The organism is Microbacterium oleivorans (assembly GCF_001644225.1).
Taxonomy (GTDB): domain Bacteria; phylum Actinomycetota; class Actinomycetes; order Actinomycetales; family Microbacteriaceae; genus Microbacterium; species Microbacterium gawkjiense.
Genome location: NZ_LSTV01000001.1, coordinates 1,187,386 through 1,213,911, shown reverse-complemented (window position 1 = coordinate 1,213,911; position 26,526 = coordinate 1,187,386). Strand labels below are relative to the sequence as shown.

Sequence of the window (26,526 nt, the reverse complement as noted above, 5' to 3'; positions counted from 1 at the left end):
GATGTCAGGATACGGGCTCAGCGAGGAGCAGGTCGAGCTCGCCGGTCTCGTGCGCTCGTTCGCCGACGAGGTGGTCGCGCCGGTGTCGTACGAGGCGGATCGCACGAAGACGCTGCCGATGGACGTCGTCGCCCAGATGGGCGACATGGGACTGTTCGGCCTCCCTTTCCCCGAGGAGGTCGGCGGGCAGGGCGGCGACTACGTCACGCTCGGACTCGCCATCGAGGCGCTCGCGCGCGTCGATCAGTCCATCGCCATCACGCTGGAGGCCGGTGTCAGCCTCGGGGCGATGCCGATCTTCCGCTTCGGGACCGACGCGCAGCGCGAGGAGCACCTGCCCGACCTGCTGGCGGGTCGTGCGCTCGCCGGGTTCGGTCTGACCGAGCCGGAGGCGGGATCGGATGCCGGGGCCACCCGCACGACCGCGCGTCTCGACGGCGGCGAGTGGGTGATCGACGGGGCCAAGCAGTTCATCACCAACTCGGGCACCCCGATCACGCGCTTCGTCACCGTCACCGCCGTCACGGGTGAGCCGGGTTCTGCGACGCGGGAGATCTCGACGATCATCGTGCCGAGCGGCACTCCGGGGTTCACGGTCGGTCCGGCGTACGACAAGGTCGGCTGGCACGCGAGCGATACGCATCCGCTCGTCTTCACGGGCGCGCGCGTTCCGGAGGGGAACCTGCTGGGGGAGCGTGGCCGCGGCTTCGCGAACTTCCTGCACATCCTCGACGAGGGCCGGATCGCGATCGCGGCGCTCGCCACCGGTGCCGCGGAGGGATGCCTCGAGGCGTCCGTCGACTACGTGAAGAGCCGTGTCGTGTTCGGGGAGTCGCTGGGCAGCCGGCAGGCGATCCAGTTCATGCTGGCGCGCATGCAGCAGCGCGTGCACGTGTCGCGGCTGGCCTGGCTGCACGCGGCGCGTCTGCGCGACGCGGGCCTGCCGTTCAAGACCGAGGCCGCCATCGCCAAGCTCACCTCGAGCGACGCCGCGATGGACAACGCACGCGATGCGACGCAGATCTTCGGCGGCAACGGGTTCATGAACGAGTACCCCGTCGCCCGTCACTTCCGCGACTCGAAGATCCTCGAAGTGGGGGAGGGGACGACCGAGGTGCAGCTGCTCCTGATCGCCCGGTCGCTCGGGCTCGCCTGATCGTCAGACGGGGACGGCGGAGGTCTCGAGCAGGATGAGACCCTCGGGCTCGACGCGGAAGCTGTGAGCCGACCCGTTGAGGATCTTGTGGCCTCGGCCGGGGTGCACGCCGTCGGTCACGTGCTCCATGACGGCGCGGATGAGCGCGCCGTGGGCGACGACGATGAGGTCGGGGGCGTGCGGATCGTTCTCGCGCCGGGCGCGCTCGACGACCTCCTGTAGTGCGGCGAGCGCGCGGACCGCCACGGCGTCGCGGGGTTCGGCGCCTGGCACGACGGCCGTGTCCCAAGGTCCCCAGCGCTCGGCGAACTCCACGTCGGTGACGCCCTCGGCCTCGCCGTACGAGCGCTCCCGCAGCCCGATGTGGGTGGTCGGCTCCGCCAAGCCCAGCTCCGCGGCGATGATGCGGGCGGTCTCATGTGCGCGGGACAAGTCGCTCGAGACCACGACGGTCATGCTCGCGCGCGTCGCGCGCTCGGCGAGGTCATGGGCGGCGGCACGTGCCTGGATCCGACCGGTGTCGTTGAGCGGGATGTCCGTCGAGCCCTGGATGCGGCGGGCGCGGTTCCAGTCGGTCTCGCCGTGGCGTACGAGGGTGAGGATCGTCACCCCACGAGCCTACGCGGGCCGCGGTGTCAGCCAGCCGAGAGGGCCCGGCTCAGCGCCGTCAGCACCTCGGAAGTGCCGGCGTCGATCTTCACCGTCGCCCGCGCGTCACCGCGGGTCTGCCCGCGGTTGACGATAACGACCGGGAGCTTGCGGCGCCGCGCCCGGTCGAGCAGCCGGATGCCCGAGTTCACGACGAGCGACGAGCCGGCGATCAGCAGGGCGCTGCTGGCGCGCACGAGCTGCTCGGCCTCGCGGAACTTCTCCAGCGGGATGTATTCGCCGAAGAAGACGACCTCGGGCTTGAGCATCCCGCCGCACACCGAGCAGTCCGGGACGACAAAGCCGTCGCTGCGCCCGGGCAGGACGTCGCCGTCGGGACCGAGCTCGACACTGTCGGGCACGGTGATCCACGGGTTGTCGCGTTCGATGCGCTCGGCGAGGTCGCGCCGGTCGAAGACCTGACCGCAGTGCAGGCAGCTCACCCGCCGCATCGTGCCGTGCAGCTCGACGACCCGGCGGCTACCGGCGCGCAGGTGGAGCCCGTCGACGTTCTGCGTGATGACGCCGGTCGCGACCCCGGACCGCTCGAGGTCGGCGAGCGCGCGGTGCCCGTCGTTGGGGGCGGCGGCGGCGAATGTACGCCAGCCGAGGTGACTGCCCACCCAGTACCGCCGCCGGGAGGCGTCGTCGGCGAGGAAGTCCTGCGCCGTCATGGGGGTGCGGACGGGGGCGCCCTTGCCGCGGTAATCGGGGATGCCCGAATCGGTCGAGACCCCGGCGCCGGTGAGGACGGCGACGCGGCGCCCGGCGAGCGCGTCGACCGCGCGTTCCACGGCGGCGCTCGTCGCGGCATCCAGGTCCAGCACGCTCATGGCCCTCCTCGGTTTCCGAGCCTACGCCGTCGCGGTTTCGTGCAGATCACGCCGCGGCGCCCGTGACAGCATGGGTGTATGACGACGACCCGGATCGACGATCCCGCCGATCCGCGCCTGTCGGACTACCGCGACCTCACCGACACGGCGCTGCGTCGCGTCGCCGAACCCGCCGGGGGCCTCTACATCGCCGAATCGGCGAAGGTCATCTCCCGTGCGGTCGCGGCGGGGCACCGTCCCCGCTCCCTGCTCGTGCAGGAGAAGTGGCTCGACGACGCACTCCCGCTCGCCGGCGACGCCCCCGTCTACGTCGTGCCGGACACCGTCGCCGAGCAGGTCACCGGCTTCGCCGTCCATCGCGGCGCGCTCGCCGCCATGCATCGCCCCGCGCTCCCTGATCCCGCCGCGCTCCTCGAGGGCGCGCGTACGGTCGTGGTCCTCGAGGACATCGTCGACCACACGAACGTGGGGGCCGCGTTCCGCGCCGCCGCCGCCCTCGGCGCGGACGCCGTGCTCGTCAGCCCGCGCTGCGGCGATCCGCTGTACCGCCGGAGCGTGCGGGTGAGCATGGGCACCGTCTTCCAGGTGCCGTGGACGCGGTTGCCCGAATGGGATGCCGCGTCGCTCCTGTTCGCGGCCGCCGGCATCCACCTGGCGGCTCTCGCGCTGGCCGAGGACGCGGTGCCCCTGGACGCGTTCGCCGCCGCGCGACCGGAGCGGCTCGCCGTGCTCATGGGGTCTGAGGGCGAGGGGCTGTCGGACGCCGCCCTCGCCGCCGCCGACACGATCGTCACGATCCCGATGGCGGGCGGGGTCGACTCCCTCAACGTCGCGTCGGCCGCCGCGGTCGCGCTCTGGGCGTTGCGCTGAGTCGGATCAGCCCTGCGGTGCGTCGGTCGAGAACGGCAGCGCTTCGGGGCGCTTGGCGGTGACGTTGTCTCCCGAGGACTGGTGCCGCAGGCGCCGCAGGACCCAGGGCACGAAGTGCTCCCGCGCCCAGACGAGGTCGTTCGCGCGCGCGGCGCGCCACGTGGTCGGCGGCAGCGCCTCGGGAGCCATCGGCTGCAGGTCGTTCGGCACGTTCAGGGCGCGCAGCACCATCCGTGCGACCTCGTGGTGCCCGAGCGCGTTGTAGTGCAGCCGGTCGTCGTCGAAGAAGCGCATGTCCTGCACCGACTTCAGCGCCCACTGATCGGCGACGATGCAGTCGTACCGATCCGCGATGGCCCGGATGTTCTCGTTGTAGATCGCCACGCGCCCGCGGATGCCGCGGAACACCGGGGTGAACTCGGTGTCGACGGCCGTGAACACGAGCAGCGTCGCGCCCTGCGACGACAGCCGGGCGACGGCGTCCTCGAAGAGTTCGGCGACCGCATCCGGATCACCCTGCGGGCGGATGACGTCGTTGCCGCCGGCGGAGAGCGTGATGAGGTCGGGCTTCAGCGCGAGCGCGGGTTCGACCTGCGCGTCAACGATCTGGCGGATGAGTTTGCCGCGGATCGCGAGGTTCGCGTAGGCGAAGTCCTCGACCTGGGACGAAAGCACGGCAGCGACGCGGTCGGCCCAGCCGCGGTGCTCACCCGGGCGGTCGGGGTAGGGGTCGCCGATCCCCTCGGTGAACGAGTCACCGATCGACACCATCCGTCGCCACGGGTGGGCGGTCGAGTTGGGGACGTAGGGCGAACGGTTCTCTTCGGGCCCGGAGTCGATGTCGCGCATGGCACCTCCGCCTCGAGGCTACCCGTCCGCGCGCGGCGACCCGGGGCGCCCGGTGTCGGACCGGACGATTAGGGTGGATCGACGTGACGAGCGAGACGATGAACGAAGAGGGGGCGGCTTCGCAGGAGCCCCACTTCGGGAGTTTCGCCGCCGAGCACCTCTCGCCCGCATTCCCGCAGCGTGCCCCGTGGGGAACGGCCCAGAACCTGCGTGCCTGGCAGGCCGAGGCCCTCGAGCAGTACTTCGAGGCCGACGGGCCCGACGGCGTCGGACGGGGACCCCGCGACTTCCTCGCCGCCGCCACCCCCGGCGCCGGCAAGACGACCTTCGCGCTCCGGCTCGCGAGTGAGCTGCTGCGACGCGGGGTGATCGACCGCATCATCGTGGTGGCACCGACCGAGCACCTCAAGACGCAGTGGGCGGATGCCGCGGCCCGCGTCTCGATCCGGCTCGACCCGCGGTTCAGTAACAAGCACTACTCACCGGCGCGGCACTACCACGGCGTCGCCGTCACCTACGCGCAGGTCGCGGTGAAGGCCTCCGTGCACGAGCGTCTCGTCCTCGACTCGCGCGCCCTCGTCATCCTCGACGAGGTCCACCACGGCGGCGACGCCCTCAGCTGGGGCGACGCGCTGCGCGAGGCCTACGGGCGGGCGGCCCGCCGGCTGCTGCTGTCGGGCACGCCGTTCCGCAGCGACACGGCACCGATCCCGTTCGTCGAGTACCACCCCAACGACAAGGGCATCCGCATCTCGCGGACCGACTACAACTACGGCTACGGCCGCGCGCTCGCCGACGGCGTCGTCCGTCCGGTGCTCTTCCACGTGTACGCGGGCCAGATGAAGTGGCGCACCAAGGCCGGTGACGAGTACGAGGCGCACCTCGGTCAGGACAACACGAAGGACATCAACGCGCAGGCGTGGCGGACGGCGCTGAACCCCGAGGGCGAGTGGATCTCCGCCGTGCTGCGCTCTGCGGACCGCCGACTGAGCGAGGTCCGCCAGGACGTCCCGGATGCCGGGGGCCTCGTCATCGCGACCGACCAGACGGCCGCCCGGGCGTACGCCGCGATCCTCCGCGACATCACGGGGGAGCCGACGACGGTCGTCCTCTCCGATGACAAGGCCGCGTCGGGACGGATCGAGACCTTCTCGCAGTCCACGACGCGGTGGATGGTCGCCGTCCGCATGGTGTCGGAGGGCGTCGACGTCCCCCGTCTCGCCGTCGGCGTCTACGCGACGAGCGCCTCGACCCCGCTCTTCTTCGCTCAGGCCATCGGTCGCTTCGTGCGGGCCCGGCGCCGCGGCGAAGCGGCATCCGTCTTCCTCCCCAACGTGCCGCAGCTGCTCGCCCTCGCGAACGAGATGGAACGCGAGCGCGACCACGCCCTCGACCGAGAGGAGTCGGACGACGACGGTCTCGAGGACTCGCTGCTGGAGGAGGCCGAACGCGAGGACAAGGCGTCGGACTCCCTGCTCGAGGAGGGCAGCTACCAGGCTCTCGGGTCGACCGCGCACTTCGACCGGGTGCTCTACGACGGCAAGGAGTTCGGCCAGCTCGCCGTCCCGGGCACTCTCGAGGAGGAGGAGTTCCTCGGCATCCCGGGCCTGCTGGAGCCCGAGCACGTGCACGAACTCCTCATGCAACGCCAGTCGCGGCAGTCGCGCCACCGTCACGCCCGCGAAGCACGGGAGAAGGCGCACGGCGAGGCGACGGGCGAGCCGGAGAACACCCTGCCGCCGGCGCTGCACCGCACCCTCCGCGAGCAGCGACAACTGCTCAACAGCCTCGTCGGGCTCTACGCGCGGCAGAGCGGCGAACCCCACGGCGCCGTGCACGCCGAACTGCGTCGCGTGTGCGGGGGACCCGAGGTCGCGCGCGCGACCGTCGCGCAGCTGCAGGCGCGCATCGACGTCCTGCGACGGCGCGTGCACTCCTGACCCCTTCGGATCCCCGAAATGCTGGCAGTTCCGGCTTCGGCGCGGTCCCGGCCGGCCGCGGTGGATACCGTGAAAGGGACATGAGCACGACGAACGCGACCCCGCTGCCCGACGCCACCCCGAGGGATCGGCGACGCTGGGCCTCCTATCTCGCTGACGAACGCGCCGAGGCCCGCGTGTACCGCGAACTCGCCGCACGGAAGTCCGGGGAGGAGCGCGACATCCTGACGGCGCTCGCCGACGCGGAGGGGCGCCACGAAGCGCACTGGCTAGGACTGCTGGGAAGCGAGCCGCAGCGGCTGCCGAGGGCGTCGGTGCGCACACGGATGCTGGCCACGATGGCGCGCCGCTTCGGCTCGATCTTCGTCCTCGCGCTCGCGCAGAACGCCGAGAACCGCTCCCCGTACGACGACGACCCGCACGCCACCCCCGCGATGCGGGCCGACGAGAAGATCCACGGCGAGGTCGTGCGCGGCCTGGCCGCGCGCGGCCGGATGCGCCTGTCGGGCACCTTCCGCGCCGCCGTCTTCGGCGCCAACGACGGACTGGTGTCCAACCTCGCCCTCGTCATGGGCATCGGCGCGACCGGGGTCGCGCCGCAGTTCGTGCTCTTCAGCGGCATCGCGGGCCTCCTCGCGGGCGCCCTCTCGATGGCGGCCGGCGAGTTCGTCTCGGTCCGGTCGCAGCGCGAACTGATTGAGGCGACGCATCCCAACAACGACACCGATCACGTCCTGCCCGACCTTGACCTGGACGCCAACGAACTCGCCCTGGTGTACCGGACGCGCGGGCTCGACGAGGACGACGCGCTGGCCCGGGCACGGAAGGTCATCGCGACCGCCCAGGCGAGCGACCGCGCCGTGCCCTACCGGCGCGCCGCGGAGCCGCCGGCCGACCTCGAATCTGTCGGCTCGGCGTTCGGGGCCGCGGCATCCAGCTTCGCGTTCTTCGCCTCGGGTGCCGTCATCCCGGTCCTGCCCTGGATCTTCGGCCTCTCGGGGCTCTCCGCCGTCGTCCTCGCCCTCGCCCTGGTCGGACTCGCGCTGCTGCTCACCGGCGCCACCGTCGGGCTGCTCTCGGGCGCCCCGCCCCTGCGTCGCGGCCTCCGCCAGCTCGCGATCGGCTTCGGTGCGGCGGCGATCACCTACCTGCTGGGTCTGCTCTTCGGCGTCTCCGCGGCGTAGTCGCCCCGATTATCGGGAGCGGTCAGAACGTGCTACTGTCGATCCTCGGTTGCGAAACCGAAATCCCCGAGGAAACGACGGGAGAAAACTCTGCGCGGGTGGCGGAATAGGTAGACGCGCTAGCTTGAGGTGCTAGTGCCCGAATAGGGCGTGGGGGTTCAAGTCCCCCCTCGCGCACAGAGTCGAAATGGGTCCCGAAAGGGGCCCATTTCTCGTTTCCGGCCTCCCCGGCGCCGTCCTGCCGACCGGGTAGCGTGGGCGGCATGTCCGCTCCCGACGATCTGCCCGAGGTCGCCCGCGTCGCGCGCGACCTGATCCGGTTCGACACGACGAACTACGGCGAAGGGCGCGCGCACGGCGAACGGGAGGCCGCCGAGTACGTCGGCGCGTACCTCGAGTCTCTCGGCCTCACCCCGGAGTACTACGAGCCCATCCCGCGCCGCACGAACGTCACCGCCCGGGTGCCGGGGCGCAACCCCGACAAGCCCGCGCTCGTCCTCCACGGCCACCTCGACGTCGTCCCCGCCGTGGCCGAGGACTGGAGCGTCGACCCCTTCGAAGGTGTCGTCAAGGACGGGATGCTGTGGGGTCGTGGCGCCGTCGACATGAAGGACATGGACGCCATGATCCTCACCTCGGTCGGCGACCTCCTGCGGGCGGGGGAGCAGCCCGAGCGCGACCTGATCCTGACCTTCTTCGCCGACGAGGAGAACGGCGGCGTCGAAGGTTCCCAGCTGGTGGTCCGGGACCGGGCCGAGTGGTTCGCCGGCGCATCCGAGGCGATCAGCGAGGTCGGCGGGTACTCGATCGCCGTCGGCGACGAGCGCGCGTACCTGCTGCAGGTCGGCGAGAAGGCGCTCGTCTGGATCCGGCTGCACGCGACCGGCCTCGCCGGCCACGGCAGCCGTCACCACCCCGACAACGCCGTCACACGCCTCGCGGAGGCCGTCGCCGCTCTCGGCCGTACGGGATGGCCGATCGAACTCACCTCGACGACGCGCCAGCTGGTCGGCTCGCTCGCCGAGCTGTCGGGCACCCTGGCCGACGACCCCGACACCGTCGCCGACACGGCGGGCGCGGCATCCGCGTTCCTGCGCTCCACCTTCCGGACGACCACGAACCCGACAGGCCTCACCGCCGGTTACAAGCACAACGTGATCCCGGATGCCGCGACCGCCGCGATCGACATCCGCACCCTCCCCGGGCGCGAGGACGAGGTGCTCGCACAGGTGCAGCGGATCGTCGGCGACGACATCCGCATCGAGGTCGTCCACCGCGACATCGGACTCGAGGTGCCGTTCGCCGGGGACCTGGTCGACGCGATGGTCGGCGCGCTGGACCGGCACGATCCGGGCGTGCCGGTCATCCCGTACCTTATGGGGGGAGGGACCGACAACAAGGCCCTCGCCGAGCTCGGCATCGCCGGGTTCGGGTTCGCACCGCTGCGACTGCCCGCCGATCTCGACTTCACGGGGATGTTCCACGGTGTCGACGAGCGTGTCCCGATCGACGCGCTGGTGTTCGGGCAGCGTGTGCTCACCGATCTGATCCGCTCATACTGAAAGGCCCCGCATGTCGATCCTCGAGGCCATCATCCTGGGCATCGTCCAGGGTCTGACCGAGTTCCTCCCGATCTCCTCGAGTGCGCACCTGCGCATCGTGGGGGAGTTCCTGCCCTCGGCCGAGGACCCGGGTGCGACGTTCACCGCCATCACGCAGATCGGCACCGAGCTCGCCGTCCTCGTGTACTTCTGGACCCGCATCGTGCGCATCATCGTCGCGTGGGCGAAGTCCCTCACGGGGCGTGTCCCGCGCAACGACCCGGACGCGCGGATGGGGTGGATCGTCATCATCGGCACGATCCCGATCGGCGTGCTCGGCTTCCTCTTCCAGGACGTGATCCGCGAGACGTTCCGCAACCTCTGGCTCGTCGCGATCGTCCTCATCGTGTTCGGCCTGATCCTCGGTGTCGCAGACGCGCTCGGGAAGCGCGACCGCACCGAGAAGGACCTGACGATGGGTCACGGACTGACCCTCGGCTTCGCCCAGGCGCTCGCCCTCATCCCCGGCGTCTCGCGCTCGGGTGCCACGACGACCGCCGGCCTGGCGCTCGGGTACACCCGTCCGGCCGCGGCGGAGGTCGCGTTCCTGCTGGCGGTGCCGGCCGTGTTCGGCAGCGGCCTCTACGAGCTGCTGCAGGCGATCCGCGAGCCCGGGCAGTCGCCGTTCACCCTCGGCGAGACAGCGGTCGCGACGATCGTCTCGTTCGGCGTGGGTCTCGCGGTCATCGCCTACCTCATGCGATACCTCAAGCGCGGCAGCTTCCTGCCGTTCGTCCTCTACCGGGTCGTGCTGGGCGTCGTCCTGCTCATCCTGCTCGCCACCGGGGTGCTGCAGGCCTACTGAGCTCGCTCAGCGGCGCGGGTCGTCCTTCGGCCCGCGCGGCCCGTCACCGCGGCGGCGCAGGTAGCGCTCGAACTCCTGCGCGATGGCGTCGCCCGACGCCTCGGGGGAGTCCCACGCGTCACGGGTCGTCTCGAGCTGGCGGATGTACTCCGTCATCTCCTCGTCGTCGGCCGCAGCGGCGTCGATCGACGCCTCCCACGCGAGTGCGTCCGCCGGCAACGTGCCGCGGGTGATGGTGGTGCCGGTGATCTCCTCGAGCTTGTCGAGGAGCGCGAGGGTGGCCTTGGGCGACGGTGTGTGTCCGCCGACGTAGTGGGGGATGCTCGCCCAGAGACCGGCCGAGGGGATGCCGGCGGCCTCGCCGGCCGCGGCGAGCGCCGACAGGATGCCGACCGGACCTTCGTAGGTCGAGCGCTCGAGCCCGAGAGCCGAGCGCAACTCCTCGTTCTCGGAGCCCGCGAACACCGAGATCGGGCGGGTGTGCGGGACGTCGCTCATCATCGATCCGAGGGCCACGATGCCCGTGATGTCCTCGCGCAGGGCGGCGTCGACGAACTCCGCCGCGAACGCCTGCCAGGCGCGCGCCGGCTCCGTCCCGGTCAGCAGCCAGAGGTCGGGGCCGTCCTCGCGCGGCGTCACGGGGCGCCAGAGGGTGGCGTCGGGCCAGACCAGGCGACGGGCACCGTCGGCATCCATCTGCATCTGCGGACGCGTGTACTGGTAGTCGAAGTACAGCTCCGGGTCGACGCCGAACGCCCTCTCGAACGTCCCGGACGAGCGCAGCTGTGCGACCGCGGCGGTGGCGGCCTCTCCGGCGTCGTTCCAGCCGTCGACGGCGATCACGAGCACCCGCTGTCCCAGTCCCTGCACGGACGTCCTCTCTGTCGGTACCCCCACGATACGCCGCCCGCCACCGGGCGGGCGGAAGCCCTCGCATAGCATTGACCGGTGACTTCCCCCCTTCCCGCCGCGGTCCTCTGGGACATGGACGGTACCCTCGTCGACACCGAGCCGTATTGGATGGCCGCCGAGACCCCGCTCGTCGAGCGCTTCGGCGGCACCTGGACGCACGAGGACGGTCTCGCCATGGTGGGCATGGGCCTCGAGGACGCGGCGCGCGTCCTGCAGGGCGCCGGTGTGCGCCTCGAGGTCGACGAGATCGTCGCCCACCTGACCGACGAGGTCATGCGCCGCCTGCGCGAGGACGGCGTGCCCTTCCGTCCCGGTGCTCGGGAGCTGCTCCGCGAGCTCCGCGAGCAGGGCGTGCCGACGGCCCTCGTCACCATGTCCATGAGTCGGATGGCGAGGGTCATCACCGAGCTCATCGACTTCGACGCGTTCGATCTCGTCATCGGCGGCGATGACGTCACCCACGCCAAGCCGCATCCCGCTCCGTACCTGCAGGCCTGTGCCGCGCTCGGGGTGGATCCCGCCGACACGGTCGCCTTCGAGGATTCGCTCACCGGCACCGCCTCCGCCATCGCCGCGGGCACGGTGACGGTCGGCATCCCGCACATGGTCCCGCTCGACGGGGTGGGGGCGCACGAGTTGTGGCCCACGCTCGACGGCCGGACCGTCGCCGACGTCGCCGACGTGCTCGCCCGCGTGCGCCAGGAGGTAGACGCGTGAGCGCCGACCTGCGGCCGAGCGGCCCGTTCCGGCTGGGCGACCGCGTTCAGCTGACCGGACCCAAGGGGCGCATGCACACCGTCACCCTGCGGGAGGGCGGCGAGCTCCACACGCACCACGGCGTGCTGCGCCACGAGGCGATCATCGGTCAGCCCGACGGCTCGGTCGTCGTGAACAGCGGCGGTCACGAGTACCTGGCGCTCCGTCCGCTGCTGCGCGACTTCGTCATGTCGATGCCGCGCGGCGCGGCGATCGTCTACCCGAAGGATGCCGCGCAGATCCTCGCCTCCGCCGACATCTTCCCGGGGGCGACCGTCGTCGAGGCCGGCGTCGGCTCGGGCGCGCTGTCGCTGTGGCTGCTCCGCGCGATCGGGCCCTCCGGTCGCCTGCTATCGTTCGAGCGCCGCGAGGAGTTCTCCGAGGTCGCCGAGGCCAACGTCGAGACCTTCCTCGGTCACTACCCCGACTCGTGGCGGGTCGTCGTCGGCGACCTCGCCGAGCAGCTGCCGCAGGTGACCGAGCCGGGCAGCGTCGACCGCGTCGTGCTCGACATGCTGGCGCCGTGGGAGTGCATCGACGTCGTGGCCGAGGCGCTCACGCCGGGCGGCGTCGTGCTGTGCTACATCGCGACGGCCACGCAGCTCAGCCGGGTCGCCGAGTACATCCGGCATTCGGGTCTGTTCACCGAGCCCGAGGCGACCGAGACGATGGTGCGGGGGTGGCACGTCGAGGGTCTCGCCGTGCGTCCGGACCACCGCATGGTCGCGCACACCGGGTTCCTCCTCACCGCCCGTCGCCTCGCCCCCGGCGCGATGCCGCCGGATGTCCGCAAGCGCGCGCTGAAGAAGCCGTCGTACGCCGACGAGGACGTCGAGGCGTGGACCCCCGGTGCCGTGGGCGACCGCCAGATCACCGACAAGAACCTCCGCAAGCGGGTGCGCGACGCGCAGCGCGCCGTGGAGGGGGCCCGGCAGGCTGCCGAGGATCGCTCCGGCGAGACCGTAGACTGATCCAATGCGTCAGATTCCCGCTGCCGTGGCCGTGCTCGGCCTGACCGCCCTGGCCCTCGTCGGGTGCGCCCCCACCGGTCCCGCGGACGCCGGCTGCGAGCGCGTCACCGCGCCCGCCTCGTCCCTCGACCTCGTCGACGTGACGGATGCCGAGGCGGCACCGGCGGCCACCACCACCGACCCGGTCTACGTCACGAAGACCTCGTTCACCGACATCGCGACCGGCTCGGGCACCCCGATCACGACGAGCAAGCAGGACGTCCAGCTGGGGATCACGCTCCTCGACGGCGCGACAGGTCAGACGGTCCTGTCCGCGCCCACCCGCGTCGTCCAGGTGAGCGTCCTCGAGCAGACGTTCCCGACGATCGAGAAGATCCTCGACTGCGCCCGCCCGGGCTCGCGGATCGTCTCGGCCATCCCGGCGAAGGACCTGAACCCCGACCTGGTGAGCCAGATCGGCCTGAGCGAGGAGCAGGCGGCCGTGGTCGTCATCGACGTGAACACGGTCTTCCTTCCGGCGGCGAACGGCGTGCCGCAGTACGTCGACGGCAGCAACATCCCCACCGTCGTCCTCGCCCCCGACGGCACCCCGGGCATCATCGTCCCCGACGCGGTCGCGCCGAAGGACCTGATCATCAAGACGCTCAAGAAGGGCGACGGCGAGAAGCTCACCGCCGACTCGACGCCGCGCGTCAACTACACCGGTGTGCTCTGGAACACCGGAGAGGTGTTCGATTCCACGTGGGAGAAGGGCTCCCCGGCGACGCTGTCGCTGGACAGCGTCGTCCCCGGCTTCCAGAAGGCGCTGGAGGGTCAGACCGTGGGGTCGCAGGTGCTCGCGGTCATCCCTCCCGACCAGGCCTACGGCGACACGGCCTCGGGTTCCGTCCCCGCGAACTCGACGCTCGTCTTCGTGATCGACATCCTCGGGATCGACACGAGTGACGACGCCACCACGGCGACACAGTGAGCCCGCGCGGGGCCGGCGACCGGTCCCGCGCCTAGGATTGCCGTGTGCCCACCGATCCGATCCGCAGCGCGCCCGAGGAACGGCTCGTCAACCTCGTCGTCGCGTTGCTCGCGACGGAACAGGGGCTGACGAAGGACACGATCCTCTCGTCCGTGTCGGGCTACCGCGAGCAGGGAGCGGCGGGTGCGTCGAAGGACGCGCTCGAGAAGATGTTCGAACGCGACAAGGACAGCCTGCGCTCGCTCGGCGTTCCGATCGAGACGATCGGCGACTACGCCGACCCTGACGACCTCCGCGAGGCGCGGTACCGGATCCCGACGGCCGAGTACTCCCTGCCGGTCGACATCGACTTCACCCCGGCCGAGATCGCGGTGCTCAACCTGGCCAGCGGCGTCTGGGGCGAGAGCTCCATGTCGGCGTCGGCGCGCAGCGGTCTGCGCAAGATCCAGGCGCTCGGCATCGAGGTCGACGCCCCCATCATCGGCTACGCGCCGCGCATCAGCCTGCGCGAGCCGTCGTTCTCGCCGCTGCAGCGTGCGATCGAGCAAGGGCGGGTCGTCGAGTTCGACTACGTCAAGGGCGGATCGGATGCCGCGCACCGCCGCCGTGTGCAGCCGTGGGCGCTCGTCGAGTACGAGGGCCGATGGCACGTGTACGGCTTCGACCTGCTGCAGGACGCCGAGCGCACCTTCCTGCTGACCCGCATCTCCTCGGACGTCGTCGTCACCCGGACCTCGTTCGAGCTCTCGCTGCGCGAGGGGGCGGGCGACAAGGCGATCGCCGGGCTCGAGGCGGTCGCCAGGCGTCAGCGCGCGCTCGTCCAGGTCGAGCCGGGGACCGAGGCCGCGGTGCGTTTGAACCGTCGCGCGGTCGCCGCAGACGACACCGGATGCCGGGTGCCCTACGTCGACGCCCAGATCTTCGCCGACGAGCTCGCCTCCTACGGGCCTGAGGTCCGGGTGATCGAGCCGGTCGAGCTGGCCGACCTCGTCGTCGCGCGCCTCCGCCGCGCCCGCGACCTGCACGCGGAGGCCGCCGGATGAGCGCGCAACCGCTGGTCGCGACCGACCGCGCGTCCCTGATCCTCCAACTCGTGCCGTACCTGATCTCGAAGGGCGAGGTCACCGTCGAGGACGCCGCGCGGGACTTCGACGTCGCGCCCGACGAGATGCGCGCGATGGTCGAGAAGCTGACCGTCATCGGCCTGCCGGGGGACGGCGGCTTCTGGCAGATGGCGAACGACCTCTTCGACATCGACTGGGATCTGCTCGACGAGCAGGACACCATCTCGATCACGAACGCCGTCGCGCTCGAGCGGACGCCGCGGCTCACCGCCCGCGAGGCGGCGGCCCTGCTGGCGGGCCTGCAGCTCGCGGCGAGCCTTCCGGGAGTGGGGGACAGCGGCGTCGTCCAGGGGCTCCTCGCCAAGCTCGCCGCCGGCGCGTCGAGCGCTCCGGCGGAGGTCATCGTCGCCACCCCCGTCGTCGACGACGTCCGCACCACTGTGGCGGCGGCCGTCCAGCGGGGCGTCGCCGTGTCGTTCGAGTACCGGGCTCCGGATGCGCCGGTGACCACCCGCACGGTCGACCCTGTCAAGGTCCACATCGCCGACGGTCAGTGGTACCTGCAGGGCTGGTGCCACCTGCGGCAGGCCGTGCGCACGTTCCACCTCGACCGGGTCTCCGAGGTCGTCCTCACCGACATCCCGAGCACGCACGGCGCGGACCCGCTGCCGGGCCTGTTCGAACCGACCGAGTCCGATGTGATCGTCGAGCTCCGCTGCCGCAAGGACGTCGTCCCGCTGCTCGGCGAGTTCGCGGCGCGCGCCGTCGTGCGGGGAAAGGGCGATGTCCGTTCGGTCCGGCTACGGGTCGGTGACGAGCGCAGCCTGAAGCGGCTGGCCGCGCGTCTCGGGGGCGACGTCGAGATCGTCTCGCCCGACAGCGCGCGGGAGGCGGCGCGGGCGTGGGCCGAGGCGGGGCTCGCGCAGTACACCTGAGGACCGGCCGCCCCCGGGCGGTTAGACTGGAACGACTTCAACCCCGAGGAGCTTTCATGGGCGGTCTGCAGGGCTGGCATCTCATCGTCGTTCTGGCGGTGATCCTTCTTCTGTTCGGTGCGGCGAAACTGCCGGCGCTGGCGAAGAGCGTCGGTCAGTCGGCGCGTGTCTTCAAGGGCGAGATGAAGGCGATGAAGGAGGAGGACGGGCCGGCCGAGACGCCGAACCACCAGGCTCCTCCGGCGCCGTCCTCGGTCACCCCGCTGACGCCGCCGCCCGCGCAGGGCCCACCGCAGGGCCCCGCATCCTGATTCGGTGACGACCACCGAACGGGACGCCGCGCGAGACGACGCCCCCTACAGGGACAAGCGGATGTCGCTCGGCGACCATCTGCGCGAGTTCCGCAAACGGCTGCTGATCGCGGTCGCTGCCCTCGTCGTCGGGATGATCGTCTCGTTCATCCTGACGGACGGCATCATCTGGGCGATGACCGAGCCGATCCGCATCGTCGCCGAGCGTCGAGGTGACGAGGATGCCGTCACCCTCATGTTCGCGACGGTGACATCCGCTTTCGACCTCCGCATCCGCATCTCCTTCGCCGTCGGCCTGCTCATCTCTGCGCCTGTCTGGCTGTGGCAGATCTGGGCCTTCCTGATGCCCGGGCTGACGCGGAAGGAGATCCGTTACACGATCGGGTTCGTCGCCGCCGCGGTGCCGCTGTTCTTCGCAGGCACCTTCACGGGCTGGCTGATCCTTCCTCACCTCGTCGAGCTGATGGCCGGCTTCACACCCGTCGGCGCCTCGAACTTCTACGACGCGAAGTACTACTACGACTTCGTGTTCAAGCTCCTCCTCGTTGTGGGCGTCGCCTACGTGACCCCGGTGTTCCTCGTCGCCTTGAACCTCGCCGGCGTCATGACCGGCCGGGAGATCATCAAGGGCTGGCGCGTGGCGATCGTCATCGCGACGGTGTTCGCCGGAGCCGCCACCCCCGCCGCCGACGTCGTCAGCATGCTCATCCTTGCGGGCATCCTGACGGTCCTCTTCTTCGCCGCCGCCGGACTCTCGATGCTCTTCGATCGCCGCAAACGCAAGCGCGACGAGGCGCTCCTCGGTCCGGCCGCATGACCGACCCCTCGGCACGCTACGCCCGCGCGCAGTCGGAGCGCCGGCATCCGATCTCCTCCTCCTTCGCATCCCTGCAGCGGTTCGACCTCGACCCGTTCCAGATCGAGGGCTGTCACGCACTCGAAGAGGGGAGGAGCGTGCTCGTCGCCGCCCCGACGGGCGCCGGCAAGACGATCGTCGGCGAGTTCGCCATCCACCTCGCGATGCGGGAACCGGGCGACAAGGCCTTCTACACGACGCCGATGAAGGCGCTGTCGAACCAGAAGTTCCGCGAGCTGCAGGAGGTCTACGGCGAGGGCGAGGTCGGCCTGCTCACCGGCGACACGAACATCAACGGGAACGCGCGCGTCGTGGTCATGACCACCGAAGTGCTCCGGAACATGCTCTACGCCGACTCGCCGGCCCTGCGCGGACTCCGCTACGTCGTGATGGACGAGGTGCACTACCTCGCCGACCGGTTCCGCGGACCGGTGTGGGAGGAGGTCATCCTCCATCTGCCGCCCGCTGTGCGCCTCGTCTCCCTGTCGGCGACGGTCTCGAACGCCGAGGAATTCGGCGACTGGCTCGACACGGTCCGCGGCGACACCGCCGTGATCGTCTCCGAGACCCGTCCCGTTCCGCTCGAGCAGCACGTCCTCGTGCGCGGCGACCTCCTGCCGCTGTTCGACGACCGCGCCGGCGTCGCCACCGCACAGGTGAACCAGGAGCTCACCCGCATCCGCTCACCCAAGGGTGCCCTTTACGAGAACAATCGCCGCGCCATGGAGTACCGCTCGCGCGGCGACCAGGAGAGGCGCCGCCCGCACCGGGGCGGTAAGCGTCCCGTACGACCGTCGACGGCGATGCGGATCGAGCGGATGGACCGTCCGCAGGTCGTCGAGCTGCTGGGTCGCTCCAACCTGCTGCCGGCCATCTTCTTCATCTTCAGTCGGGTCGGATGCGACGCCGCGGTGCAGCAGGTCCGGCGCGCGGGTGTGCGGCTGACCGACACCGCGGAGCGCGACGAGATCCGCTGGATCATCGACGAGCGGATGCGGGCGCTCCAAGACGAGGACCTCGGCGTCCTGGGCTACTGGGAGTGGCGCGACAACCTCGAGCGGGGGATCGCGTCGCACCACGCCGGCCTGCTGCCCGCGTTCAAGGAGGTCGTCGAGGAGCTGTTCCAGCGCAAACTCGTGAAGGTGGTCTTCGCGACCGAGACGCTGGCGCTCGGGATCAACATGCCCGCCCGGACGGTCGTTCTCGAGAAGCTTGAGAAGTTCAACGGCGAAGCGCGGGTCGCGATCACGTCGGGCGAGTACACCCAGCTCACCGGGCGCGCTGGCCGGCGGGGCATCGACGTCGAGGGGCATGCGGTCGTCCAGTGGACCGAGTCGCTCGACCCGCAGGCGGTGGCGGCCCTCGCGTCGCGCCGCACGTACCCCCTCAACTCGAGCTTCCGGCCGACGTACAACATGGCGGTCAACCTGATCGACCAGTTCGGCCGGCCGCGCGCGAGAGAGATCCTCGAGTCCTCGTTCGCGCAGTTCCAGGCAGACCGCGCCGTCGTGGGCCTCGCCCGGCAGGTGAAGGAGGCCGAGGCGTCCCTCGCGGGCTACGAGAAGTCGATGAAGTGCGACCGCGGCGATTTCGCCGAGTACTCCGGTATCCGGCGCGACCTCAGTGACGCCGAGAAGCTCAATCGCGCCGATCGGACGGCGCCCGCCCGCATCCGTCAGCAGCGCCAGAACGAGATCCAGTCGCTGCGCCGCCGGATGCAGCGGCACCCCTGCCACGGCTGCCCCGATCGCGAGAACCACGCCCGCTGGGCCGAGCGGTACTGGAAGCTGCGTCGGCGCACCGATCGCACGCGCCGCGACATCGAGACCCGCACCGGCACCGTCGCGCGGATCTTCGACCGCATCATCGACGTGCTGGCCGAGCTGGACTACGTCGCCTTCGACGACGACGGCGCGGCCACACTCACGGCCGCCGGGCGCACGATGCGCCGCATCTACGGCGAACGCGATCTGCTCGTCGCGGAGTCCCTGCGCCGCGGGCTGTGGCGCGAGCTCGACCCCGCCGGCCTCGCCGCCCTCGCCTGCTGCCTCGTCTACGAGCCGCGCCGCGACGAGGCGGGGGAGTACCGCCTGCCGCGCGGACCGTTCCGCGAGGCCCTCACGAAGACGCAGGACCTCTGGAGCCGACTCGACGATCTCGAACAGGCCCACCACCTACCGGGCACCGAGGCGATCGCGACCGGCCTCGCGCAGGCCATGAACTCCTGGGCGCGCGGGGCGTCGCTCGACGTCGTCCTCACCGAGGCGGACATGGCAGCCGGCGACTTCGTCCGGTGGACGAAGCAGACGATCGACCTGCTCGATCAGCTGTCGATCGTGGCGGATGCCGATGTCGCGACGACCGCGCGGAAGGCCCTCGACGCCGTGCGACGGGGCATCGTCGCCTACAGCTCGGTGTGACGCGGGGCGTCTCGTGGAGGGGATGACGGGAATCGAACCCGCGTAATCAGTTTGGAAGACTGAGGCTCTACCATTGAGCTACATCCCCGTCGGCGCTGCGATGAGCGCCTCGACGAGTGTACCCGACATGGTCGGCTAGACTGACCAACGGCCGTTTTTCGGCGCTCGCCAGCGTGCGCGCCCGGGGCGTAGCTCAGCTTGGTAGAGCGCCCGCTTTGGGAGCGGGAGGCCGCAGGTTCAAATCCTGTCGCCCCGACCAACGGCCCCACGAACCCAGATCACCGAACGGACGCGCGTGTGCGCGGCCGGACAAGGAGAACGACAGGCATGGTCACCAGCACCGTCGAGCAGCTCACCCCCACCCGGGTGAAGCTCCACATCACGGTCACCCCGGAGGAGCTCAAGCCGAGCATCTCCCACGCATACGAGCACATCGCGCAGGACGTGCAGATCCCCGGCTTCCGCAAGGGCAAGGTCCCGGCGCCGATCATCGACCAGCGCATCGGCCGTGAGGCCGTGCTCGAGCACGCCGTGAGCGAGGGCCTCGACGCGTTCTACCGCGAAGCCGTCACCGCGAACGAGGTCCGCATCGTCGGCCGCCCGGCCGCCGAGATCGTCGAGTGGCCGAGCACGAAGGACTTCTCCGGCGACCTCAAGGTCGAGGTCGAGGTGGACGTCCGCCCCGAGTTCGAGCTGCCCTCCTACGACGACATCACGATCGAGGTCGACGCCGTCGAGACCGATGAGGCCGCCGTCGACGCCGAGCTCGACAAGCTCCGCAGCCGTTTCGGCACGCTCGTGACCGTCGACCGTCCCGCCAAGGCCGGCGACTTCGTCGAGCTCGACCTCGTCGCCACGATCGACGGCGCCGAGATCGACCGCGCCGAGGGCGTGTCCTACGAAGTCGGCTCGGGCGAGCTGCTCGAGGGCATCGACGAGGCCATCGAGTCGCTCACCGCCGGTGAGGACACGACGTTCCGCTCGAAGCTCGTCGGCGGCGACCACGCCGGTGAAGAGGCCGAGGTCGCCGTGACGGTCAAGGCCGTCAAGGAGCGCGAGCTCCCCGAGGCCGACGACGACTTCGCGCAGGTCGCCTCCGAGTTCGACACGATCGCCGAGCTTCGCGAGAGCCTCGTCGAGCGCGTCTCGGAGCAGGCCGTCTTCACGCAGGGCTCCGCCGCGCGCGACAAGCTCGTCGAGGCCCTCATCGAGAAGGCCGACATCCCCGTCCCCGCCAAGCTGGTCGAGGACGAGGTCCACGCCCACCTCGAGGGCGAGGGTCGCCTGGAGGACGACGTGCACCGCGCCGAGGTCACCGAGGCGAGCGAGAAGCAGTTCCGCACGCAGATGATCCTCGACAAGATCGCCGAGAAGCACGAGGTGCAGGTCTCCCAGGAGGAGCTCACCCAGTACCTCATCCAGTCGTCGGCGCAGTACGGCATGTCGCCGCAGGACTTCGTCAACGCGCTGCAGGAGGGCAACCAGATCCCGCTCATGGTCGGTGAGGTCGCCCGCAACAAGGCCCTGGCGATCGCGCTCGGCAAGGTGAACGTCGTCGACACCAACGGCAATAAGGTCGACCTGGCCGGCTTCGCCGCCGAGGACGAGGACGCCGACGCCGCGGACGAGGCAGCCGAGGAGAAGCCGGCCGCCGACAAGGCGCCTGCCAAGAAGGCTCCGGCGAAGAAGGCTCCGGCCAAGAAGGCCGCCGCCGAGAAGGCGGATGCCGCCGACGAGGCAGCCGAGGAGAAGCCCGCCGCCAAGAAGGCTCCGGCCCGCAAGCCGGCCGCCAAGAAGGCCGACGCGGACGCCGCCGAGGCGCCCGCCAAGAAGGCTCCCGCCAAGCGCGCCACCAAGAAGGCCGCCGACGCGGAGTGATCGTTTCGAAGGGCGGCGGGTGCCTCACGGCCCCGCCGCCCTTCGGCGTCTCCGGGCAGCGTCCGCGGGGCTCGCGCGGCTGGATGCCCGCCCCGGTATGCCCACGGCGAACACGGGCGAGGCGCTCGGGGCGCGCCACTAGATTCGAAGCACGAACACGAATCCAGGAGAGCATCCATGGCTGAACCCCTTATGGCGACCAGTGTCTTCGACCGGCTGCTGAAGGACCGAATCATCTGGCTCGGTTCCGAGGTGCGCGACGAGAACGCGAACGAGATCTGCGCCAAGATCCTGCTGCTCGCGGCCGAGGATTCCGAGAAGGACATCTACCTCTACATCAACTCGCCCGGTGGCTCGATCACCGCCGGCATGGCGATTTACGACACGATGCAGTTCGTGCCGAACGACATCGTCACCGTCGGCATCGGCATGGCTGCCTCGATGGGTCAGCTCCTGCTGACCAGCGGCACGAAGGGCAAGCGCTACATCACGCCCAACGCCCGTGTGCTGCTGCACCAGCCCCACGGTGGCTTCGGTGGCACGGCGAGCGACATCCAGACCCAGGCCCAGCTGATCATCTCGATGAAGAACCGTCTCGCGGAGATCACGTCCGCGCAGACCGGCAAGTCCGTCGAGCAGATCAACGCCGATGGCGACCGCGACCGCTGGTTCACGGCCGAGGAAGCCCTCGAGTACGGCTTCGTCGACCACATCCGCGAACACGCCGCCGACGTCGCCGGCGGTGGCGGGACCGAGAACTGATCGCCCGGAGGACGAAGAGAATGCACACCCCCACTTTCGGTCGCCCGCAGGGCGTCGCCATGCCCTCGAGCCGCTACATCCTGCCGCAGTTCGAAGAGCGCACCGCGTACGGCTACAAGCGCCAGGACCCGTACAACAAGCTGTTCGAGGACCGCGTCATCTTCCTGGGCGTCCAGGTCGACGACGCGTCCGCGGATGACGTGATGGCGCAGCTGCTGGTCCTCGAGTCGATGGACCCCGACCGCGACATCATCATGTACATCAACTCGCCCGGTGGCTCGTTCACGGCCATGACGGCGATCTACGACACGATGCAGTACATCTCGCCCCAGGTGTCGACGGTCGTCCTCGGACAGGCGGCCTCGGCGGCATCCGTCCTGCTGGCTGCGGGTGCGACCGGCAAGCGTCTCGCCCTGCCGAACGCCCGCATCCTCATGCACCAGCCCGCCGTCGGCGAGGCCGGTCACGGGCAGGCGTCCGACATCGAGATCCAGGCGGCGGAGATCCTCCGCATGCGCACCTGGCTCGAGGAGACGATGGCCCGTCACACCAACCGCACCGTCGAGCAGGTCAACAAGGACATCGACCGCGACAAGATCCTCTCGGCCCAGGAGGCGCTCGAGTACGGCATCGTCGACCAGGTCCTGACCTCGCGCAAGCGCACCCCCGCCGCCATCACCGCGTGATGCCGGCACCCGACGCCCCGCCGATCCGTCGGCGGGGCGTCGTCGTCCACACTCGCGTCGCAATCCACCCCGTGCCCGGATCTGCGATTAGGCTCATCTCCACCGGCACGAGATCCTGAGGGGGACACCATGGCACGCATCGGTGAGAGCGCCGACCTGTTCAAGTGTTCCTTCTGCGGCAAGAGCCAGAAGCAGGTCCAGCAGCTGATCGCCGGCCCCGGCGTCTACATCTGCGACGAGTGCGTCGAGCTCTGCAACGAGATCATCGAAGAGCGCATGGCCGAGTCCGGCGACGGTGAGGTCAAGGACTTCGACCTTCCCAAGCCGCGCGAGATCTTCAGCTTCCTCGAGGAGTACGTCGTCGGTCAGGACTCCGCCAAGCGCGCCCTCGCCGTCGCCGTCTACAACCACTACAAGCGCGTCCGCGCCCGCAGCACGATCCAGTCCGCCGAGCAACGCGCCGACGAGGTCGAGATCGCCAAGAGCAACATCCTGCTGCTGGGACCGACCGGATGCGGCAAGACGTACCTCGCGCAGACGCTCGCCAAGCGGCTGAACGTCCCCTTCGCGGTGGCGGACGCGACAGCCCTCACCGAGGCCGGCTACGTCGGCGAGGACGTCGAGAACATCCTCCTCAAGCTGCTGCAGGCCGCCGACTTCGACGTCAAGCGCGCCGAGACGGGCATCATCTACATCGACGAGGTCGACAAGATCGCCCGCAAGGCCGAGAATCCGTCGATCACCCGTGACGTCTCGGGTGAGGGCGTCCAGCAGGCGCTGCTGAAGATCCTCGAGGGCACCGTCGCCTCGGTGCCGCCGCAGGGCGGTCGCAAACACCCGCACCAGGAGTTCATCCAGATCGACACGACGAACGTCCTGTTCATCGTGGCGGGCGCGTTCGCGGGGCTCGAGGACATCATCTCGTCGCGTGTCGGCAAGCACGGCGTCGGCTTCGGCGCTCCGCTGCAGGACAAGGAGCAGGAGCTGGACGTCTTCCGCGACGTCCTCCCCGAGGACCTGCACAAGTTCGGCCTCATCCCCGAGTTCATCGGCCGCCTGCCCGTCGTCACGACGGTGTCGCCGCTCGACCAGACCGCGCTCATCGAGATCCTCACCGGCCCCAAGAACGCGTTCGTCAAGCAGTACCAGCGGATGTTCGAGCTGGACGGTGTGGAGCTCGAGTTCGAGGACGATGCGCTCCGCGCCGTCGCCGACCTCGCCGTCGCCCGAAAGACCGGTGCCCGCGGTCTCCGGGCCATTCTCGAGGACGTTCTCGGTCCGATCATGTTCGAGATCCCCTCCGCGGAGGACGTCGACAAAGTCGTGGTCACGCGCGCCGCCGTCCAGGACGGCGCGCCCCCCACCCTCGTGCTGCGCCAGAAGCGAAAGAGCGCCTGACGCCCGCGGATGTCGTAGGCCGGGGGTAGCGTCCCCGTCATGGGACGCATCCTCTACGACACCGCCACGACGGCCAACGGATTCATCGCCGACGAGGAGAACTCCCTCGCCTGGCTGTTCGCCGTCGAGAACGGCGACACCCCGGACGACGCCCTCCTGCCGTCCGGGGCGACCGTGCTCGTCGAAGGATCGACGACCTACGAATGGGTGCTGGCGGAGTCCGACATCCTCGCCCACCCCGAGCGGTGGACGCAGTTCCACGGCGAGCGTCCGACGTTCGTGTTCACGACGCGGGACCTGCCGACACCCGCGGGCGCCGACATCCGCTTCGTCCGGGGACCGGTGGCATCCGTCCTTCCCGACATCCGTGAGGCCGCCGGCGACGGCGACGTCTGGATCGTCGGCGGGGGAGACCTCGCCGGTCAGTTCCTCGATATCGGCGCGCTCGACGAGATCGCCGTGTCGGTCGCGCCCGTCTTCCTCACCGGCGGCGCACCGCTGTTGCCGCGTCGACTCGAGTCCGACCGCCTGCGGCTCGTGTCGGCCGAGGCGGTCGGACAGTTCGCGCGACTCGTCTACCGCGTCGGCTCGGCGGCGGGCTGAGCCCGGTCAGCCCGTGAGACCGCGGCGCTCGAGCAGCGGCTCGATCCGCGCGTCGCGACCGCGGAAGTCGCGGTAGGCCTCGAGCGGGTCCTTCGACCCGCCCACACCGAGCAGGCGATCGCGGAACCGGTCGCCGTTCGCACGGGTGAGGCCGCCGTTCTCGCGGAACCATTCCACGGTGTCGGCGTCGAGGACCTCGCTCCAGATGTAGGAGTAATAGCCCGCGCTGTACCCGCCAGAGAAGACGTGGGCGAAGTAGGTCGACGAGTAGCGAGTCGGTACGGCGGGATTGTCGAGGCCGATGTCGGCGAGAGCGGTGGCCTCGAAGGAGTCGACGTCGATCTCGGATGCCGTGTCCTCGACATCGAGGCTGTGCCACGCCTGATCGATCCAGGATGCGGCCAGGTACTCGCTGGTGGCGAAGCCCTGGTTGAAGGCCTCCGATTCGCGCAGCTTCGCCACGACCTCCGCCGGGAGCGGCTCATCAGTGTCGATGTGGCGGGCGTACGAGGCCAGGATCTCGGGCCAGAAGATCCACATCTCGTTGACCTGGCTCGGGAACTCCACGAAGTCGCGGAAGACCGCCGTGCCGGCGAAGTGCGGGTAGGTCACCGTCGCGAACAGTCCGTGCAGCGCGTGACCGAACTCGTGGAAGAGCGTCGTGACCTCGTCGAGGGTCAGCAGTGTGGGGCTTCCCGGCGCGGGCTGCGGCACGTTGAGGTTGTTCACGACGATCGGCGCCGTGCCGCGCAGGGCGGACTGCGACAGGATCGAGTTCATCCACGCCCCGCCGCGCTTCGAGTCGCGGGTGTACAGGTCGAGGATGTACAGCCCGAGGTGCGAGCCGTCCTCGTTCCGGACCTCGAACACGCGCGCCCCGGGGTGGTAGGCGGGCAGATCGGGGCGCTCGGTGAAGGTGATGCCGTACAGGTCGGTCGCCGCGCGGAACACGCCGTCGACGAGCACGCGCTCGGCCTCGAACCAGGGCCGCAGCGCGGTGCGGTCGAGGTCGTACCGTGCCGCGCGGACCCGCTCGGTGTAGAACGCCCAGTCGTGCGCGGCGAGGTCGAATCCACCGCCGTCGCGGTCGATGATCTCCTGCAGTGCCGCCTGCTCCTGTCGGGCGTTCTCCGCGGCGGGCACCGCGAGGCGGCGCAGCAGCGCGTGCACAGCCTCGGGCGAACCGGCCGTCTCGTCCGCGGTGACGTACGCTGCGTGCGAGTCGTACCCCAGCACTCGGGCGCGCTCGGCGCGCAGCCGGACGATCTCGGTGAGGACCGCGCGGTTGTCGTTCTCGTTGCCGCGTCGCCCTCGCGAGAGGGAGGCGGTCATCAGCTTCTCGCGGCTCGCGCGGGACGTGAGCGAGGAGAGGTAGGGATGCCCCGTGAACAGCGTCAGCGTGATGACGAACTTCCCGTCGAGGCCGCGATCGGCGGCGTTGCGTGCCGCAGCCGACAGCTCGCCGTCGGTGAGGCCGTCGAGTTCCGCGGCGTCGTCGAACACGACGGCGAGCTCGTTGGTGTCGGCGAGGAGGTTCTTCTCGAAGGTCGTCGTCAGGACGGAGAGCTGCTGGTTGAGCTCCGTGAGGACGGTCTTGTCGGCCTCGTCGAGTCCGGCACCTGCGTTCGTCATCTCGCGGTGGGTGCGCTCCACGAGGTAGCGGTCCTCCCCGGTGAGGCCAAGGTCGTCCAGCTGCGCGTGGACGGCGGCGACCCGCGCGTACAGGCGGGCGTCGAGGGTGACGGCGTCCTGGTGCGCGGCCATCAGCGGCGCGAGCTGCTCGTCGATCTCCTGGATCTCGGCCGTCGCGTCGGCGGAGCTGACGGTGTAGAAGGTGCGTGCGACGCGTCCCAGCAGCTCGCCGGAGCGCTCGAGGGCGAGGAGCGTGTTCTCGAACGTGGGCTCCTCCGTCGAGGCGGCGATTGCCTCGATCTCGGCGCGGTGAGCCGCGAACGCCTGCTCGAAAGCGGGCAAGTAGTGCTCGGGGCGGATGCGGGGGTAATCCGGCAGATCGAACGGGAGAGGGGAGGGCGAGAGGAGCGGGTTGGCAGCGGCATCCGTCATCGTCCCAGCGTACGTCGCGGTCGGGAGCCGCGGCGTGCAAAGGACCCGTTGCAA

Annotated in this window: 24 protein-coding genes and 3 tRNA genes; 21 read left to right on the top strand and 6 right to left on the bottom strand. The window is 70.3% G+C overall.

Going from position 1 to position 26,526, the window contains the following annotated elements; all coding sequences use genetic code 11:
- Position 1: 1 nt before the first annotated feature.
- A complete protein-coding gene (locus AYL44_RS05840; protein ID WP_082886102.1) occupies positions 2-1,156 on the top strand; it encodes an acyl-CoA dehydrogenase family protein in 1,155 nt (384 codons plus the stop codon).
- Between the two features lie 3 nt (positions 1,157-1,159).
- On the opposite strand, the gene AYL44_RS05835 is transcribed toward AYL44_RS05840, so the two are convergent.
- Together AYL44_RS05835 and AYL44_RS05830 are read right to left on the bottom strand one after the other, a co-directional pair.
- On the bottom strand, positions 1,160-1,765 hold the full coding sequence (locus AYL44_RS05835; protein ID WP_064002253.1) for a histidine phosphatase family protein: 606 nt from the start codon (positions 1,763-1,765) through the stop codon (positions 1,160-1,162).
- 26 nt (positions 1,766-1,791) lie between these two features.
- Positions 1,792-2,637 (bottom strand): Sir2 family NAD-dependent protein deacetylase, encoded by an 846-nt coding sequence (locus AYL44_RS05830; protein WP_064002252.1) that lies wholly within the window; start codon positions 2,635-2,637, stop codon positions 1,792-1,794.
- Positions 2,638-2,715: 78 nt separating this feature from the next.
- Between AYL44_RS05830 and AYL44_RS05825 the strand changes: the two genes are divergently transcribed.
- Positions 2,716-3,507, top strand: coding sequence for a TrmH family RNA methyltransferase (locus AYL44_RS05825; protein WP_064002251.1), 792 nt, complete (start codon positions 2,716-2,718; stop codon positions 3,505-3,507).
- Positions 3,508-3,513: 6 nt separating this feature from the next.
- On the opposite strand, the gene AYL44_RS05820 is transcribed toward AYL44_RS05825, so the two are convergent.
- Complete coding sequence (locus AYL44_RS05820; protein ID WP_064002250.1) at positions 3,514-4,356, bottom strand: SGNH/GDSL hydrolase family protein; 843 nt, start codon at positions 4,354-4,356, stop codon at positions 3,514-3,516.
- A 98-nt stretch (positions 4,357-4,454) separates the two neighbouring features.
- On the opposite strand from AYL44_RS05820, the gene AYL44_RS05815 reads away from it, so the two are divergent.
- From AYL44_RS05815 to AYL44_RS05795, 5 genes are all read left to right on the top strand, one after another.
- Positions 4,455-6,296 (top strand): DEAD/DEAH box helicase, encoded by a 1,842-nt coding sequence (locus tag AYL44_RS05815; RefSeq protein ID WP_064002493.1) that lies wholly within the window; start codon positions 4,455-4,457, stop codon positions 6,294-6,296.
- An 80-nt stretch (positions 6,297-6,376) separates the two neighbouring features.
- On the top strand, positions 6,377-7,480 hold the full coding sequence (locus tag AYL44_RS05810) for a VIT1/CCC1 transporter family protein (protein WP_064002249.1): 1,104 nt from the start codon (positions 6,377-6,379) through the stop codon (positions 7,478-7,480).
- A 92-nt stretch (positions 7,481-7,572) separates the two neighbouring features.
- A tRNA-Leu gene (locus tag AYL44_RS05805) sits at positions 7,573-7,657 on the top strand.
- An 86-nt stretch (positions 7,658-7,743) separates the two neighbouring features.
- Positions 7,744-9,042 carry a M20/M25/M40 family metallo-hydrolase gene (locus tag AYL44_RS05800; RefSeq protein WP_064002492.1) on the top strand — a complete coding sequence of 433 codons (1,299 nt, stop codon included), beginning with the start codon at positions 7,744-7,746 and terminating at the stop codon, positions 9,040-9,042.
- A gap of 10 nt (positions 9,043-9,052) precedes the next feature.
- On the top strand, positions 9,053-9,886 hold the full coding sequence (locus AYL44_RS05795; RefSeq protein WP_064002248.1) for an undecaprenyl-diphosphate phosphatase: 834 nt from the start codon (positions 9,053-9,055) through the stop codon (positions 9,884-9,886).
- A gap of 6 nt (positions 9,887-9,892) precedes the next feature.
- On the opposite strand, the gene AYL44_RS05790 is transcribed toward AYL44_RS05795, so the two are convergent.
- On the bottom strand, positions 9,893-10,756 hold the full coding sequence (locus AYL44_RS05790; RefSeq protein ID WP_064002247.1) for a PAC2 family protein: 864 nt from the start codon (positions 10,754-10,756) through the stop codon (positions 9,893-9,895).
- Between the two features lie 78 nt (positions 10,757-10,834).
- Here AYL44_RS05790 and AYL44_RS05785 point away from each other — a divergent pair, with 78 nt between their 5' ends.
- The 8 genes from AYL44_RS05785 to AYL44_RS05750 all read left to right on the top strand — a co-directional run bounded on the left by AYL44_RS05785 (position 10,835) and on the right by AYL44_RS05750 (position 19,081).
- A complete protein-coding gene (locus AYL44_RS05785; RefSeq protein WP_064002246.1) occupies positions 10,835-11,515 on the top strand; it encodes an HAD family hydrolase in 681 nt (226 codons plus the stop codon).
- Complete coding sequence (locus tag AYL44_RS05780; protein WP_064002245.1) at positions 11,512-12,525, top strand: tRNA (adenine-N1)-methyltransferase; 1,014 nt, start codon at positions 11,512-11,514, stop codon at positions 12,523-12,525. Before AYL44_RS05785 ends, AYL44_RS05780 begins: the two co-directional genes overlap by 4 nt.
- A 4-nt stretch (positions 12,526-12,529) precedes the next feature.
- A complete protein-coding gene (locus tag AYL44_RS05775) occupies positions 12,530-13,495 on the top strand; it encodes an FKBP-type peptidyl-prolyl cis-trans isomerase (RefSeq protein WP_064002244.1) in 966 nt (321 codons plus the stop codon).
- A 44-nt stretch (positions 13,496-13,539) separates the two neighbouring features.
- Complete coding sequence (locus AYL44_RS05770) at positions 13,540-14,538, top strand: helix-turn-helix transcriptional regulator (RefSeq protein WP_064002243.1); 999 nt, start codon at positions 13,540-13,542, stop codon at positions 14,536-14,538.
- Positions 14,535-15,494, top strand: coding sequence for a helix-turn-helix transcriptional regulator (locus AYL44_RS05765; protein ID WP_064002242.1), 960 nt, complete (start codon positions 14,535-14,537; stop codon positions 15,492-15,494). Before AYL44_RS05770 ends, AYL44_RS05765 begins: the two co-directional genes overlap by 4 nt.
- 56 nt (positions 15,495-15,550) lie before the next feature.
- Complete coding sequence (tatA, locus tag AYL44_RS05760) at positions 15,551-15,805, top strand: Sec-independent protein translocase subunit TatA (RefSeq protein ID WP_064002241.1); 255 nt, start codon at positions 15,551-15,553, stop codon at positions 15,803-15,805.
- A gap of 61 nt (positions 15,806-15,866) precedes the next feature.
- Positions 15,867-16,622 carry a twin-arginine translocase subunit TatC gene (gene tatC, locus AYL44_RS05755; RefSeq protein WP_064002491.1) on the top strand — a complete coding sequence of 252 codons (756 nt, stop codon included), beginning with the start codon at positions 15,867-15,869 and terminating at the stop codon, positions 16,620-16,622.
- Positions 16,619-19,081 carry a DEAD/DEAH box helicase gene (locus AYL44_RS05750; RefSeq protein WP_064002240.1) on the top strand — a complete coding sequence of 821 codons (2,463 nt, stop codon included), beginning with the start codon at positions 16,619-16,621 and terminating at the stop codon, positions 19,079-19,081. The genes tatC and AYL44_RS05750 overlap by 4 nt, the downstream gene beginning before the upstream one ends.
- Positions 19,082-19,095: 14 nt before the next feature.
- On the opposite strand, the gene AYL44_RS05745 is transcribed toward AYL44_RS05750, so the two are convergent.
- Positions 19,096-19,169 (bottom strand) — tRNA-Gly (locus AYL44_RS05745).
- 94 nt (positions 19,170-19,263) lie between these two features.
- Between AYL44_RS05745 and AYL44_RS05740 the strand changes: the two genes are divergently transcribed.
- From AYL44_RS05740 to AYL44_RS05715, 6 genes are all read left to right on the top strand, one after another.
- Positions 19,264-19,340: transfer RNA gene (locus tag AYL44_RS05740), tRNA-Pro, on the top strand.
- 68 nt (positions 19,341-19,408) lie between these two features.
- Entirely contained in the window at positions 19,409-20,959 is a 1,551-nt protein-coding gene (gene tig, locus AYL44_RS05735) for a trigger factor (protein WP_064002239.1), read from the top strand.
- Between the two features lie 177 nt (positions 20,960-21,136).
- A complete protein-coding gene (locus AYL44_RS05730) occupies positions 21,137-21,721 on the top strand; it encodes an ATP-dependent Clp protease proteolytic subunit (protein WP_064002238.1) in 585 nt (194 codons plus the stop codon).
- 20 nt (positions 21,722-21,741) lie between these two features.
- Complete coding sequence (locus AYL44_RS05725) at positions 21,742-22,407, top strand: ATP-dependent Clp protease proteolytic subunit (RefSeq protein ID WP_064002237.1); 666 nt, start codon at positions 21,742-21,744, stop codon at positions 22,405-22,407.
- A gap of 129 nt (positions 22,408-22,536) precedes the next feature.
- Positions 22,537-23,805 (top strand): ATP-dependent Clp protease ATP-binding subunit ClpX, encoded by a 1,269-nt coding sequence (gene clpX / locus AYL44_RS05720; protein WP_064002236.1) that lies wholly within the window; start codon positions 22,537-22,539, stop codon positions 23,803-23,805.
- Positions 23,806-23,844: 39 nt separating this feature from the next.
- Entirely contained in the window at positions 23,845-24,408 is a 564-nt protein-coding gene (locus AYL44_RS05715; RefSeq protein ID WP_064002235.1) for a dihydrofolate reductase family protein, read from the top strand.
- Between the two features lie 6 nt (positions 24,409-24,414).
- Here the strand turns inward: AYL44_RS05715 and AYL44_RS05710 are convergent, their stop codons facing one another.
- Positions 24,415-26,472: a M3 family metallopeptidase gene (locus tag AYL44_RS05710; protein ID WP_064002234.1), complete on the bottom strand. Its 2,058-nt coding sequence runs from the start codon at positions 26,470-26,472 to the stop codon at positions 24,415-24,417.
- Positions 26,473-26,526 lie beyond the last annotated feature (54 nt).